Source organism: Citrobacter sp. Cpo030 (genome assembly GCF_030333005.1).
Classification (GTDB): Bacteria; Pseudomonadota; Gammaproteobacteria; order Enterobacterales; family Enterobacteriaceae; genus Citrobacter; species Citrobacter portucalensis.
This window is the reverse complement of sequence record NZ_JAOWGT010000034.1, coordinates 106,208-120,551: the sequence shown is the minus strand read 5'-3', so window position 1 is coordinate 120,551 and position 14,344 is coordinate 106,208. Positions and strand designations below refer to the sequence as shown.

At 53.5% G+C, this 14,344-nt stretch carries 12 protein-coding genes; 10 read left to right on the top strand and 2 right to left on the bottom strand.

Features of this window, described 5'->3' with window-relative positions:
* Positions 1-57 precede the first annotated feature (57 nt).
* The 6 genes from mreC (at position 58) to tldD (ending at position 9,150) form a co-directional block, all read left to right on the top strand.
* On the top strand, positions 58-1,080 hold the full coding sequence (gene mreC, locus OGY37_RS00895) for a rod shape-determining protein MreC (RefSeq protein WP_003828827.1): 1,023 nt from the start codon (positions 58-60) through the stop codon (positions 1,078-1,080).
* Positions 1,081-1,569 carry a rod shape-determining protein MreD gene (mreD, locus tag OGY37_RS00890; protein WP_003025196.1) on the top strand — a complete coding sequence of 163 codons (489 nt, stop codon included), beginning with the start codon at positions 1,081-1,083 and terminating at the stop codon, positions 1,567-1,569.
* A gap of 7 nt (positions 1,570-1,576) precedes the next feature.
* Positions 1,577-2,170, top strand: a complete 594-nt coding sequence (locus OGY37_RS00885; RefSeq protein ID WP_286619811.1) for a Maf family protein — start codon at positions 1,577-1,579, stop codon at positions 2,168-2,170.
* The gene (rng, locus tag OGY37_RS00880) at positions 2,160-3,629 is read left to right on the top strand and encodes a ribonuclease G (protein WP_003828822.1); all 1,470 of its coding nucleotides are present in this window, start codon (positions 2,160-2,162) and stop codon (positions 3,627-3,629) included. The genes OGY37_RS00885 and rng overlap by 11 nt, the downstream gene beginning before the upstream one ends.
* Before the next feature lie 111 nt (positions 3,630-3,740).
* Positions 3,741-7,541: an AsmA2 domain-containing protein YhdP gene (yhdP, locus tag OGY37_RS00875; protein WP_286619809.1), complete on the top strand. Its 3,801-nt coding sequence runs from the start codon at positions 3,741-3,743 to the stop codon at positions 7,539-7,541.
* Between the two features lie 163 nt (positions 7,542-7,704).
* On the top strand, positions 7,705-9,150 hold the full coding sequence (gene tldD / locus OGY37_RS00870) for a metalloprotease TldD (protein ID WP_003025183.1): 1,446 nt from the start codon (positions 7,705-7,707) through the stop codon (positions 9,148-9,150).
* A gap of 86 nt (positions 9,151-9,236) precedes the next feature.
* On the opposite strand, the gene aaeR is transcribed toward tldD, so the two are convergent.
* Entirely contained in the window at positions 9,237-10,166 is a 930-nt protein-coding gene (gene aaeR, locus OGY37_RS00865) for an HTH-type transcriptional activator AaeR (protein WP_003828817.1), read from the bottom strand.
* 184 nt (positions 10,167-10,350) lie between these two features.
* Between aaeR and aaeX the strand changes: the two genes are divergently transcribed.
* The 4 genes from aaeX to OGY37_RS00845 all read left to right on the top strand — a co-directional run bounded on the left by aaeX (position 10,351) and on the right by OGY37_RS00845 (position 13,865).
* Complete coding sequence (gene aaeX / locus OGY37_RS00860; protein ID WP_191213842.1) at positions 10,351-10,554, top strand: p-hydroxybenzoic acid efflux pump operon protein AaeX; 204 nt, start codon at positions 10,351-10,353, stop codon at positions 10,552-10,554.
* 7 nt (positions 10,555-10,561) lie between these two features.
* Complete coding sequence (gene aaeA, locus OGY37_RS00855; RefSeq protein ID WP_057067981.1) at positions 10,562-11,494, top strand: p-hydroxybenzoic acid efflux pump subunit AaeA; 933 nt, start codon at positions 10,562-10,564, stop codon at positions 11,492-11,494.
* A 5-nt stretch (positions 11,495-11,499) separates the two neighbouring features.
* On the top strand, positions 11,500-13,467 hold the full coding sequence (gene aaeB / locus OGY37_RS00850; protein ID WP_079938246.1) for a p-hydroxybenzoic acid efflux pump subunit AaeB: 1,968 nt from the start codon (positions 11,500-11,502) through the stop codon (positions 13,465-13,467).
* A 119-nt stretch (positions 13,468-13,586) separates the two neighbouring features.
* On the top strand, positions 13,587-13,865 hold the full coding sequence (locus OGY37_RS00845) for a barstar family protein (RefSeq protein ID WP_003025168.1): 279 nt from the start codon (positions 13,587-13,589) through the stop codon (positions 13,863-13,865).
* 57 nt (positions 13,866-13,922) lie between these two features.
* On the opposite strand, the gene yhcN is transcribed toward OGY37_RS00845, so the two are convergent.
* Positions 13,923-14,189, bottom strand: a complete 267-nt coding sequence (gene yhcN, locus OGY37_RS00840; RefSeq protein WP_003828812.1) for a peroxide/acid stress response protein YhcN — start codon at positions 14,187-14,189, stop codon at positions 13,923-13,925.
* Positions 14,190-14,344 lie beyond the last annotated feature (155 nt).

The following is a 14,344-nucleotide window of genomic DNA, read 5'->3' as shown; positions in this document are numbered from 1 at the left end:
GGTTGGGTAGCCCCCGCGGGTTGCCCTTCCGCTCTGATACGAGAATACGCATAGACTATGAAGCCAATTTTTAGCCGTGGCCCGTCGCTACAGATTCGCCTTATTCTGGCGGTGCTGGTGGCGCTCGGCGTTATTATTGCCGACAGCCGCCTGGGTACGTTTAGTCAAATCCGAACGTACATGGATACCGCCGTCAGTCCTTTCTACTTTATCTCAAATGGTCCTCGTGAATTACTCGACGGCGTGTCGCAAACGCTGGCTTCGCGTGACCAACTCGAACTTGAAAACCGGGCGTTGCGTCAGGAACTGCTGCTGAAAAACAGCGAACTGCTGATGCTGGGGCAATACAAACAGGAGAACGCGCGTTTGCGTGAGCTGCTGGGATCGCCATTGCGTCAGGACGAACAAAAGATGGTGACGCAGGTCATCTCAACGGTTAATGACCCTTACAGCGATCAGGTCGTGATCGACAAAGGGAGCGTTAACGGCGTCTACGAAGGCCAGCCGGTTATTAGCGACAAAGGCGTAGTAGGTCAGGTCGTGGCGGTGGCTAAATTGACCAGCCGCGTGCTGCTGATTTGCGATGCGACGCATGCGCTGCCTATTCAGGTACTGCGTAATGATATCCGCGTAATCGCTGCGGGTAACGGTTGCACCGACGATCTTCAGCTCGAACACCTGCCGGCCAACACCGACATTCGCGTTGGCGATGTGCTGGTCACCTCGGGTCTGGGTGGACGTTTCCCTGAAGGTTATCCGGTTGCTGTTGTTTCTTCCGTTAAGCTGGACACTCAGCGCGCTTATACTGTGATTCAGGCTCGCCCGACTGCGGGTCTGCAGCGTCTGCGCTATCTGCTGCTGTTGTGGGGTGCCGATCGTAATGGCGCAAACCCGATGACGCCGGAAGAAGTACACCGCGTTGCTAATGAACGTCTGATGCAAATGATGCCGCAAGTTCTGCCTGCACCAGATACCATGGGACCGCCTGCGCCGATGCCAGCACCTGCAACAGGCGTGGCTCCAGCGCCCGCAGATACCACGCCGCCACAACCTGCTCCGCGTAAGCCGGGAGGACAGTAAGTGGCAAGCTATCGTAGCCAGGGACGTTGGGTGATTTGGCTCTCGTTCCTTATTGCACTGTTGCTGCAAGTCATGCCCTGGCCGGATGACATTCTGGTTTTCCGGCCAAACTGGGTGCTGCTCATCTTGTTGTATTGGATCCTGGCGCTGCCGCATCGCGTAAATGTGGGCACGGGATTTGTGGTGGGTGCCATACTGGATCTCATCAGCGGCTCCACGCTTGGCGTGCGCGCATTGTCGATGAGTATCATTGCTTATCTGGTCGCGCTGAAATTCCAGCTATTCCGAAACCTCGCGCTCTGGCAACAGGCGCTGGTGGTCATGTTGTTATCACTGGTCGTGGATATTATTGTTTTCTGGGCCGAGTTTTTAGTGATCAACGTCTCTTTCAGACCTGAAGTGTTCTGGAGTAGTGTAGTGAATGGTGTGCTTTGGCCATGGCTATTCTTACTGATGCGTAAAGTCCGTCAGCAGTTTGCGGTGCAATAAGGTTGATATGAATACTCTGTATCTTGCTTCAGGTTCTCCACGTCGTCAGGAGTTGCTCGCTCAGCTTGGTGTTACGTTTGAACGACTGGTCCCTGGGATTGAAGAACAGCGGCACCCGCAGGAAAGCGCGCAGCAGTATGTTTCCCGTCTGGCGCGCGAAAAAGCGCAGGCTGGCGTAGTACTGGCACAGCGCGATTTGCCGGTATTGGGTGCGGATACCATCGTTATCCTTAATGGCGAAGTGTTGGAAAAACCGCACAACGCCGACCATGCCGCAGCAATGCTGCGCAAACTGTCGGGCAAAACGCATCAAGTTATGACGGCCGTGGCACTGGCCGATCGCCAGCACAGTCTGGACTGCCTGGTAGTGACGGAAGTGACATTCAGAGCACTAACCGATGAGGACATCGCGGGCTATGTTGCCAGCGGTGAACCAATGGATAAAGCAGGTGCATACGGTATTCAAGGGTTGGGTGGCTGTTTTGTCAGGAAGATAAATGGCAGCTATCACGCCGTAGTCGGCTTACCGCTGGTAGAAACGTATGAGTTGCTGACCAATTTTAACGCACTGCGTGAGAAAAGGGATAAACATGACGGCTGAATTGTTGGTAAACGTAACGCCATCGGAAACTCGGGTGGCTTACATTGATGGCGGTATTCTGCAGGAAATCCATATTGAACGTGAGGCGCGACGCGGAATCGTAGGCAATATCTACAAAGGTCGTGTAAGTCGTGTACTTCCGGGTATGCAGGCGGCTTTTGTAGATATTGGACTGGATAAAGCCGCATTTCTTCACGCTTCTGACATCATGCCGCACACCGAATGCGTGGCGGGTGAAGAACAAAAACAGTTCACTGTACGCGACATTTCTGAACTGGTGCGCCAGGGTCAGGATCTGATGGTGCAGGTGGTAAAAGATCCGTTGGGAACTAAAGGCGCACGCCTGACGACGGACATCACGCTGCCTTCCCGTTATCTCGTCTTTATGCCGGGTGCTTCGCACGTTGGCGTATCCCAACGTATTGAAAGCGAAACCGAACGCGAACGCCTGAAAAAAGTGGTGGCGGATTACTGCGATGAGCAGGGTGGATTCATCATTCGCACGGCGGCGGAAGGCGTATGTGAAGAGGATCTTGCCTCGGATGCGGCCTACCTGAAGCGCGTCTGGACGAAAGTCATGGAGCGTAAAAAGCGCCCACAAACGCGCTACCAGATGTACGGTGAACTGGCACTGGCACAGCGCGTGTTGCGTGACTTTGCCGATGCGCAGCTTGACCGCATCCGCGTCGACTCCCGTCTGACCTATGAGGCATTACTGGAATTTACGGCGGAATATATCCCCGAGATGACCAGCAAGCTGGAACATTACAGCGGGCGCCAGCCTATTTTTGATCTCTTTGACGTAGAGAATGAAATCCAGCGCGCGCTGGAACGCAAAGTTGAGCTGAAGTCCGGCGGTTATCTGATCATCGATCAAACCGAAGCGATGACCACGGTCGATATCAATACCGGCGCGTTTGTTGGGCATCGTAATCTCGACGACACTATCTTTAATACTAATATTGAAGCAACGCAGGCCATTGCTCGTCAGCTGCGTCTGCGTAACCTCGGCGGTATTATCATTATCGATTTTATCGACATGAATAATGAAGATCACCGTCGCCGGGTGCTGCACTCCCTGGAGCAGGCTCTGAGCAAGGATCGCGTAAAAACCAGCATTAACGGTTTTTCACAGCTGGGCCTGGTGGAGATGACACGCAAGCGCACACGTGAAAGCGTGGAGCATGTACTGTGCAACGAGTGTCCGACCTGCCATGGGCGTGGTACGGTGAAAACGGTGGAAACCGTATGCTATGAAATCATGCGCGAAATCGTGCGCGTACACCATGCATATGACTCTGATCGTTTCCTGGTTTATGCCTCTCCGGCAGTGGCTGAAACCCTGAAAGGTGAAGAGTCACACGCGCTGGCGGAAGTTGAGATCTTTGTCGGCAAACAGGTCAAAGTACAAGTCGAACCGCTGTATAACCAGGAGCAGTTCGACGTCGTCATGATGTAAATCGTGTAGTGGCACCCGCGTATGTAAGCCGGATAAGGCGCAAGCGCCATTATCCGGCAATATTCACTCAAGGGGTGTGAGTCATATTTTTTGGTAGACAAGGAGAGGCGCGTGAGGCGATTGCCGGGGATTTTACTGCTCACTGGAGCCGCATTCGTTGTCATCGCAGCGCTGTTGGTCAGTGGACTGCGCCTTGCGTTACCTCATCTTGATAGCTGGCGTCCGGCCATTCTTGGCAAGATTGAATCCGCCACAGGTCTGCCTGTTTCCGCCAGCCAGCTTTCTGCCAGCTGGCAAAATTTCGGTCCTACGCTTGAAGCGCGTAATATCCATGCGCAGCTGAAAGATGGGGGAGAATTTTCGGTAAAACGCGTCACGCTGGCGCTGGATGTCTGGCAAAGTTTGCTGCACATGCGCTGGCAGTTTCGCGATCTCACCTTCTGGCAACTTCAGTTGCGTACCAATACTCCTATCCAGCGCAGCGAAGGCGGAGATGGGATTGAAACCGGCCATCTCAGCGATCTCTTCCTGCGTCAGTTTGATCATTTCGATCTACGCGACAGCCATATCAGCTTTATAACCCTCTCAGGTCAACGTGCTGAACTGGCGATCCCACAGCTTACCTGGCTGAACGGTAAAAATCGGCATCGCGCCGAGGGTCAGGTCAGCCTCTCCAGCCTGACCGGACAGCACGGCGTTATGCAGGTGCGTATGGATCTGCGTGATGACGAAGGGCTGTTGAATAACGGTCGGGTCTGGCTGCAGGCAGACGACATCGACGTCAAACCGTGGTTGGGCAAATGGATGCAGGATAATGTCGCGCTGCAAACCGCGCGTTTTAGCCTGGAAGCATGGATGACGATCAGCAAAGGCGTCGTTTCTGGTGGCGATGTCTGGCTAAAAAAAGGCGGGGCAAGTTGGCTGGGTGAAAACCGTAAGCACACGCTCTCCGTCGATAATCTGACGGCGCACATCAGCCGTGAAGAGGCGGGCTGGCAATTCTCTATTCCCGATACCCGTATCACCATGGATGATAAACCCTGGCCGAGCGGGGCATTAACGCTGGCCTGGATCCCTGAGCAGGAAGTCGGTGGCGAGAATAACAAACGCAGTGATGAGCTACGCATTCGTGCCAGTAATCTGGAACTGGCCGGGTTAGAAGGACTGCGTCCGATGGTGTCCAGGCTATCGCCTGCGCTGGGTGATATCTGGCGGGCCACGCAACCCAGCGGCAAAATAGATGTGCTTGCGCTGGATATCCCGTTACAGGCGACAGAAAAAACCCGCTTCCTGTCCTCGTGGACCGATTTGGCCTGGAAACAGTGGAAGCTGCTGCCGGGGGCAGAACATTTCTCCGGTACGCTTGCGGGAAGCGTTGAAAATGGTGCGCTTACCGCCTCCATGAAACAAGCAAAAATGCCGTATGAAACCGTCTTCCGCGCGCCGCTGGAAATAGAGAACGGCGTGGCGACGCTAAGCTGGCTGAAGAATGATAAAGGCTTCCAGTTAGACGGGCGCAACATTGATGTTAAAGCGAAAGCGGTACATGCGCACGGTGGTTTTCGCTATCTGCAACCGGCTGATGATGAGCCATGGTTGGGCATTCTGGCAGGCATCAGCACCGACGATGGCTCTCAGGCCTGGCGCTACTTCCCGGAAAACCTGATGGGCAAAGAGCTGGTTGACTACCTCAGCGGCGCTATTCAGGGCGGCGAGGCGGATAACGCCACGCTGGTGTATGGCGGTAACCCGAATCTGTTCCCGTATCTGCACAACGAAGGGCAGTTTCAGGTCCTGGTGCCGCTACGCAATGCGAAATTTGCTTTCCAGCCCGACTGGCCTGCGCTAACCGATCTTAATATCGAACTAAACTTCATTAACGATGGCCTGTGGATGAAGACGGATAGCGTCAATCTGGGCGGTGTGAAGGCCAGTAACCTGACGGCTAATATTCCCGACTATGCAAAAGAAAAGCTGCTGATTGATGCCGATATCAACGGGCCAGGCAAGGCGGTTGGACCTTATTTTGATGAGACTCCGTTGAAGGATTCTCTCGGCGCCACGCTGGAACAGTTGCAAATTGACGGTGATGTGAATGCTCGCTTACATCTTGATATTCCGCTAGACGGCTCGTTGGTTACCGCCAAAGGCGACGTCAACCTGCGTAATAACAGCCTGTTTATTAAACCGCTCGACAGCACGCTGAAGAATTTGAATGGTAAATTCAGCTTTATCAACGGCGATCTGAAGAGCGAGCCGATGACGGCGAACTGGTTTAATCAGCCGCTGAACGTCGACTTCTCCACCACCGAAGGGGCAAAAGCCTATCAGGTAGCCGTGAACCTGCAAGGCGACTGGCAGCCAACCCGCATGGGGATTTTACCGGTGCAGGTCAACGATGCGTTAAGTGGCAGCATAGCGTGGAATGGCAAGGTGGGTATCGATCTTCCGTATCATGCCGGGCCGACCTACGACATTGAGCTAAAGGGTGACCTGAAGAATGTAAGTAGTCACTTACCTGCTCCGCTGAATAAAGCGGCCGGTGAGGCGTTGCCGGTAAACGTTAAGGCTAACGGCAATCTGCGCAGCTTTGAACTGACCGGTAATGCTGGCAGTAAGAACCACTTTAACAGCCGCTGGTTGCTGAATCAGAAACTGACGCTTGACCGCGCTATCTGGACGTCGGAAAGCCGCACTGTGCCCGCGTTACCCGATCAGCAAGGCATTGAGCTTAATCTTCCCCCTATGGATGGTGCGCAATGGCTGGCATTGTTCCAAAAAGGCGCAGCGGATAACGTTGGCACTAATGCCAACTTCCCGCAACGCATCACCGTGCGTACGCCATCGTTATCCCTGGGCGGTCAGCAGTGGAATAATTTGAGTATTGTGTCTGAGCCCGCGAGCAATGGCTCCATCGTACAGGCGCAGGGTCGTGAAATTAACGCCACGCTGGCGATGCGCAATAATGCGCCATGGTTGGCCAATATTAAGTATCTTTATTACAACCCCAGCGCGGCGAAAGCGTCACCGGGCAACACACCAGCCTCGCCGTTTTCCGCCGTGGACAACTTCAGCTTCCGCGGCTGGCCGGACCTTCAGTTACGCTGTGCCGAGTGCTGGATGTGGGGACAGAAATATGGGCGTATTGACGCCGATGTAGCAATTAAAGGCGACACGCTAACGCTGAGCAACGGTCTGTTGGATACGGGATTTGCCAGACTGACCACCGATGGCGTGTGGGTGAATGCGCCGGGCAAAGAACGAACGTCACTGAAGGGTAAACTGAGCGGTAATAAAATTGACTCCGCTGCCAGTTTCTTTGGCGTATCGACCCCGATTCGTAACTCTTCGTTCAACGTGGAGTATGACCTGCACTGGCGTAACCCGCCATGGGATCCGGATGAAGCTTCGCTGAATGGGATTTTGCGTACCCGGTTGGGCAAAGGTGAGCTTACTGAACTCAGCACCGGACATGCGGGGCAACTATTGCGACTGCTGAGCTTTGATGCGTTGCTACGTAAACTGCGTTTTGATTTTAGCGATACCTTCAGTGAAGGTTTCTATTTCGACTCGATTCGCAGTACGGCGTGGATCAAAGATGGCGTGATGCATACCGACGACACGCTGGTGGACGGTCTGGAGGCAGACATTGCGATGAAAGGCTCAGTGAACCTGGTCCGTCGGGAGCTGGATATGGAAGCCATTGTCGCGCCTGAAATTTCTGCCACCGTAGGGGTTGCCGCTGCGTTTGCTGTCAATCCGATTGTCGGCGCGGCGGTGTTTGCTGCCAGTAAGGTTCTGGGACCATTGTGGAGCAAAGTTTCGATTCTGCGCTATCGCATCACCGGTCCGGTCGATAAGCCGCAGATTAATGAAGTTCTGCGCCAGCCGCGCAAAGAAAGCCAGCAATGATTTGACGGGGGCGAGTAATTGCCCCAATCTCAGTACAGTGATCTTCTACCGCAGTCCGTAGGCCGGAAAAGGCGTTCACGCCGCCATCCGGCATTGAAGTGCCTGATGGCGACGCTGGCGCGTCTTATCAGGCCTACAACAGAAACTAATGAGTACCAAAACGATGAGTCTGAACCTGGTAAGTGAACAATTGCTAGCGGCGAATGGCCTGAAACATCAGGATCTGTTTGCCATTCTGGGCCAACTGGCCGAACGCCGTCTTGACTACGGCGATCTCTATTTTCAGTCGAGCTATCACGAATCCTGGGTTTTAGAAGACCGCATCATTAAAGACGGTTCTTACAATATCGATCAGGGTGTTGGCGTGCGCGCCATCAGCGGCGAAAAAACAGGGTTTGCCTATGCAGACCAGATTAGCCTGCTGGCGCTGGAGCAAAGTGCTCATGCAGCCCGTACTATCGTGCGTGACAGCGGTGACGGCAAAGTAAAAACGCTGGGAGCGGTTGAGCATCAGGCGCTTTACACCTCGGTTGATCCGTTACAGAGCATGAGCCGCGAAGAGAAACTGGATATTCTGCGTCGCGTTGATAGCGTGGCCCGTGCCGCCGACAAACGCGTCCAGGAAGTAACCGCCAGCCTGACCGGTGTTTATGAACTGATCCTGGTAGCCGCGACCGACGGTACGTTGGCCGCTGACGTTCGTCCGCTGGTACGCCTGTCCGTAAGCGTACAGGTGGAAGAAGATGGTAAGCGCGAGCGCGGCGCTAGCGGTGGTGGCGGTCGTTTTGGCTATGACTATTTCCTGGGCGACCTCGATGGTGAAGTCCGTGCTGACGCGTGGGCGAAAGAGGCCGTACGCATGGCGTTGGTTAATCTGTCCGCAGTAGCAGCGCCTGCTGGTACGCTGCCGGTAGTACTCGGCGCTGGCTGGCCTGGCGTTCTGTTGCATGAAGCGGTAGGTCATGGTCTGGAAGGCGACTTTAACCGTCGTGGTACCTCGGTATTCAGCGGTCACATGGGTGAGCTGGTGGCGTCGGAACTGTGTACCGTTGTGGATGATGGCACAATGGCGGACCGTCGTGGCTCTGTGGCTATTGATGATGAAGGCACTCCGGGTCAGTACAACGTGCTGATCGAAAACGGTATTCTGAAAGGCTACATGCAGGACAAACTGAACGCGCGCCTGATGGGCGTTGCGCCAACGGGTAACGGTCGCCGTGAATCTTACGCGCACCTGCCGATGCCACGTATGACCAACACCTACATGCTGCCTGGGAAATCCACGCCGCAGGAAATCATCGAATCCGTTGAATACGGTATTTATGCGCCTAACTTCGGCGGCGGCCAGGTGGATATCACCTCCGGGAAATTCGTGTTCTCGACGTCTGAAGCGTATCTGATTGAAAACGGTAAAGTAACCAAACCGGTGAAAGGCGCGACGCTGATTGGGTCTGGTATCGAAGCGATGCAGCAGATTTCAATGGTAGGTAACGACCTGAAGCTGGATAACGGGGTTGGTGTGTGCGGTAAAGAAGGGCAGAGTTTGCCGGTGGGCGTGGGCCAGCCGACGCTGAAGGTGGATAACCTGACGGTAGGTGGTACTGCATAACATCATGATGTATGCCCGATAAGCACCAGTGCTATCGGGCATCTTTCCGGACGCGGTGTCAACGCCTTATCCGGCCAATACTCTTTTTATTTCTCTTTTCCCCGGCCGTACATCCCCTGAAAAAGCTGCGCCACATCGACAAAATAATCCGTCAGATAGTTAATCACTACCTGGACCTTGAGCGGCAATTTGTCTTTTTCGGTATACAGCGCATAGACCGGACGCGGATCCGACTGGTAGCGGGGAAGGAGGATCTCCACTTCGCCACGATTGATCTCATTGATCACCCACATCAGCGGCACATAGGCAATGCCCGCACCCGCAGCCAGCCAGCGCACCAATGTCATCGGATCGTTAGTCACAAAACGCCCCTCTGGTATCAGACGGGTGGAAATTCCTTCCGGAGCGATAAGCTCGAATTCATTATCCGGGCGCACGCTGTATTCCAGCCACGAGTGGTTGCTGAGATCGGCGGGTTTCTCCGGGGCACCAAACTGTGCGAGATAGCTTTTAGCCGCGCAGACTACCATCGGCATGGCGCCCAGGCGACGCGAGAACAGACTGGAGTCCTGCAACGCACCGACGCGGATAACCACGTCCAGACCATCGGCGATTAAATCCGGTGCCGGGATGCCTGTTACCAGATTTACCGTCAGACCGGGGTATTCCTTCAGCATTGTCGCGGTCAATCCGGCGAGGACATTTTGTGCCATGGTTGAAGAACAACCAATGCGCAGCGTGCCGATGGGCGTGTTGTTAAAGGCATAAAGCTGCTCGTGAACATCCTGCGCTTCGTGCAGCATTCTCCGGCAGCCCTGATAGTAAATTTTACCGGCTTCGGTCAGTCCAATGCTGCGTGTACTGCGGTTTAGCAGCTTGACCTGTAGCTCATCTTCCAGTTTAGAGACCGTCTGGCTTATCGATGAAACGCTCATTTGTAGCTGTCTTGCGGCGGCGGTGAAGGAGCCTAGCTCGACAACTTTGGCGAACACCGACATACGTTTTAATCGTTCCATTGTTCACTCTGGCTTAAAAGTGATTTAGATCACATAATATAGATAACAGCATAACAGTTACGTTAATATATTATTATTCAAATAACGGCTATGTCGCTCTCGCCTGGCTCACCCTTGCCCTTCTCTGCGGTGACATATGCTAGAAAATCTATCACCTGCACTCTCTTAAGTTACCAAGGTCAACATGAGTCTGTTTCCCGTTATCGTGGTGTTTGGCTTGTCCTTCCCACCGATTTTTTTCGAATTACTTTTGTCACTGGCGATTTTCTGGCTGGTGCGCCGGATACTGGTTCCAACCGGCATCTATGACTTTGTCTGGCATCCGGCTCTGTTTAACACCGCGCTGTATTGTTGCCTGTTCTATTTAATAACGCGCCTGTTCGTTTGAGGTTGAAGTGAAAACACTAACAAAAAAACTCTCCCGTACGGCCACGACTCTCGTACTGGTTATTCTGGCCTTCATCGCTATTTTTCGCGCATGGGTGTATTACACCGAGTCGCCATGGACACGTGATGCGCGTTTCAGCGCAGATGTCGTCGCTATTGCGCCGGATGTTGCGGGTCTTATTTCCAACGTTAACGTCCATGATAACCAACTGGTGAAAAAGGATCAGATCCTGTTCACCATCGATCAGCCACGCTATAAGAAAGCCCTTGAGCAGGCCGAAGCTGATGTTTCTTATTATCAGGTTCTGGCCCAGGAAAAACGCCAGGAGGCTGGTCGTCGTAACCGCCTGGGCGTGCAGGCCATGTCTCGTGAAGAGATTGACCAGTCAAACAACGTCCTGCAAACCGTATTACACCAGCTTGCGAAAGCACAAGCGACCCGCGACCTGGCAAAATTAGATCTGGAACGTACCGTCATTCGCGCACCAGCTGACGGTTGGGTCACTAACCTGAACGTCTATAGCGGCGAATTTATTACGCGTGGTTCCACAGCAGTGGCGCTGGTCAAGCAGCATTCATTCTATGTGCTGGCCTATATGGAAGAAACCAAACTGGAAGGTGTTCGCCCTGGATATCGAGCTGAGATTACCCCGCTTGGCAGTAATAATGTCTTAAAAGGCACCGTTGATAGCGTGGCGGCGGGGGTCACGAATGCCAGCAGTACGCAGGATGCAAAAGGTATGGCGACCATTGATTCCAATCTGGAATGGGTGCGTCTGGCGCAGCGTGTCCCGGTGCGAATCCGCCTTGATGAGCAGCAGGGAACTCTGTGGCCTGCCGGGACAACGGCTACCGTTGTCATTACCGGTAAGCAGGACCGTGATGCAAGCCAGGAGTCCTTCTTCCGTAAAATGGCGCACCGCCTGCGCGAGTTTGGTTAATTGCGATGGGTATTTTCTCCATTGCCAACCAGCATATCCGCTTTGCGGTAAAACTGGCGTGCGCGATTGTACTGGCGCTGTTCGTTGGCTTTCACTTCCAACTTGAGACCCCGCGTTGGGCGGTGCTGACCGCGGCCATTGTGGCGGCAGGTCCGGCCTTTGCTGCGGGTGGGGAACCCTATTCAGGGGCTATCCGCTATCGCGGCATGCTGCGTATTGTCGGGACATTTATCGGTTGTATTGCCGGACTGATCATTATCATCAGCATGATCCGCGCTCCGTTATTGATGATCCTGGTGTGCTGTATCTGGGCCGGTTTTTGTACCTGGATCTCGTCACTGGTGAAGATCGAGAACTCCTATGCCTGGGGGCTTTCGGGCTATACGGCGCTGATCATCGTCATTACCATTCAGGCCGAACCGCTGCTGACGCCGCAATTTGCGCTCGAACGTTGCAGTGAAATTGTGGTGGGGATTGTCTGCGCCATTGTGGCCGATCTGCTTTTCTCTCCCCGTTCGATAAAACAAGAGATTGATGTTGAGCTGGACAGCCTGCTGGTGGCGCAATATCAGCTTATGCAGTTGTGCATTAAGCATGGCGACAGCGAGGTCGTGGATAAAGCCTGGGGCGATTTAGTCCGTCGTACGGCAGCATTGGAAGGCATGCGCAGTAACCTGAATATGGAGTCTTCACGCTGGGGGCGTGCTAACCGCAGACTTAAAGCATTGAACACGCTGTCTCTCACGCTCATCACGCAGTCCTGTGAAACCTATCTTATTCAGAACACCCGACCAGAACTGATCACTGATACTTTCCGCGAGTTGTTCGATACGTCGGTTGAAACGGCGCAGGATGTCCACAAACAGCTGAAGCGGATGCGTCGGGTGATTGCCTGGACCGGCGAGCGCGAAACGCCGGTCACCATATACAGCTGGGCGGGAGCCGCGACGCGCTACCTGCTGCTCAAACGCGGTGTGGTGAGTAATACCAAGATTAGCGCTACGGAAGAAGAGATCCTGCAAGGTGAGCCGGTGGTGAAAGTGGAGTCTGCCGAGCGTCATCATGCGATGGTTAACTTTTGGCGTACCACGCTTTCTTGTGTGCTGGGAACCTTATTCTGGCTATGGACCGGATGGACCTCCGGCAGCGGCGCAATGGTGATGATTGCGGTCGTCACCTCGCTGGCAATGCGTTTGCCAAATCCCCGCATGGTGGCGATAGACTTTATCTATGGGACGTTGGCAGCGTTACCGCTCGGAGCGCTCTATTTCCTGGTGATTATCCCCAATACGCAACAAAGTATGTTCCTACTGTGCCTGAGCCTGGCGGTGCTGGGATTCTTTCTGGGGATTGAGGTACAGAAACGACGGCTGGGATCGATGGGGGCGCTGGCCAGCACCATTAATATCATTGTGCTGGATAACCCGATGACCTTCCACTTTAGCCAGTTCCTCGACAGCGCGTTGGGGCAAATTGTTGGCTGCGTGTTGGCGTTTATCGTCATTCTGCTGGTGCGTGATAACTCTCGTGACAGAACGGGCCGCGTGTTGCTCAACCAGTTCGTGTCGGCGGCGGTTTCTGCGATGACCACCAACGTGGTACGTCGCAAAGAAAACCACCTCCCGGCGCTTTATCAGCAGCTGTTTTTGCTGATGAACAAATTTCCCGGCGATCTGGCGAAGTTTCGCCTGGCGCTGACGATGATCATCGCGCACCAGCGCCTGCGCGATGCGCCGGTACCGGTGAACGAGGATTTATCCGCATTCCATCGCCAGCTTCGTCGAACTGCCGATCACGTAATTTCAGCAGGAAATGACGACAAGCGCCGACGCTACTTTAGCCAGTTACTGGAGGAGCTTGATATCTACCAGGAAAAATTAATTATCTGGCAAGCACCACCGCAGGTGACCGAGCCAGTAAAACGACTCAGCGGGATGCTGCACAAATACCAGCATGCGCTGGTCAGTAATTAAGAGTTGAAAACCGACGCTAAAAGCGTCGGTTTTTTTATGGCTATACTTACCTGAAAATGCGAGAGACCCCTGAATATTGGCGGTCTGTAGAGTAGCTGGCGTCGGGATGGTGGCTATAGATGAACATCTATACATTTGATTTTGACGAGATAGAAGATCAGGGCGATTTCTATCGCGAGTTCACGCGCACGTTCGGTCTGGCGCGGGAAAAGGTGGTTGATTTGGATTCTCTGTGGGAGGTGGTGATCGGGGAAGTCTTGCCGCTGCCGCTGGAAATTGAATTTGTCCATTTGCCTGACAAACTACGCAGGCGATACGGCGCATTGATTTTACTGTTCGATGAAGCGGAAGAAGAGTTGGAAGGGCAGTTGCGTTTTAACGTTCGTCACTCAATGTAAGACATAAAAAAGCCCCCGGCAGGCGGGGGCAAGTCGTCGGACTTAGACGACGAGGGTTTATTTGTAGAGTTCTGCAGTAGCGTGCCAGTGAGCACCTTCACGGAGTTCGGTGACGCGATAGCTGCTGGCGCCTGCTTTTTCAGCTTTAGCGGCGATGGCCTGGCGCATGTCCATTGGTGAACTACCGATCTGAGAGACGGAGACGCTACCGATGGATTGCAGATTCTGTGCTTCTTGTGAGTTCACCTGAGTAACCGCGGCGCTTGCACCGAAGGAGAGAACAGAAAGAAGGCTTAAGGTTGCAATAGTAGTTTTGATTTTCATGATATTTACCTCGTCGAATTCTTTTATTAGGGTCTATGTTTCGTGACCCTCATCACAAAATCAAGTATACACTAATCACCCGATAAATTAATACCACGCTAATTGTTTCATTGGGTTTTGAGTGTTAAGAAAATGATTTCTTATAACTCAATGGA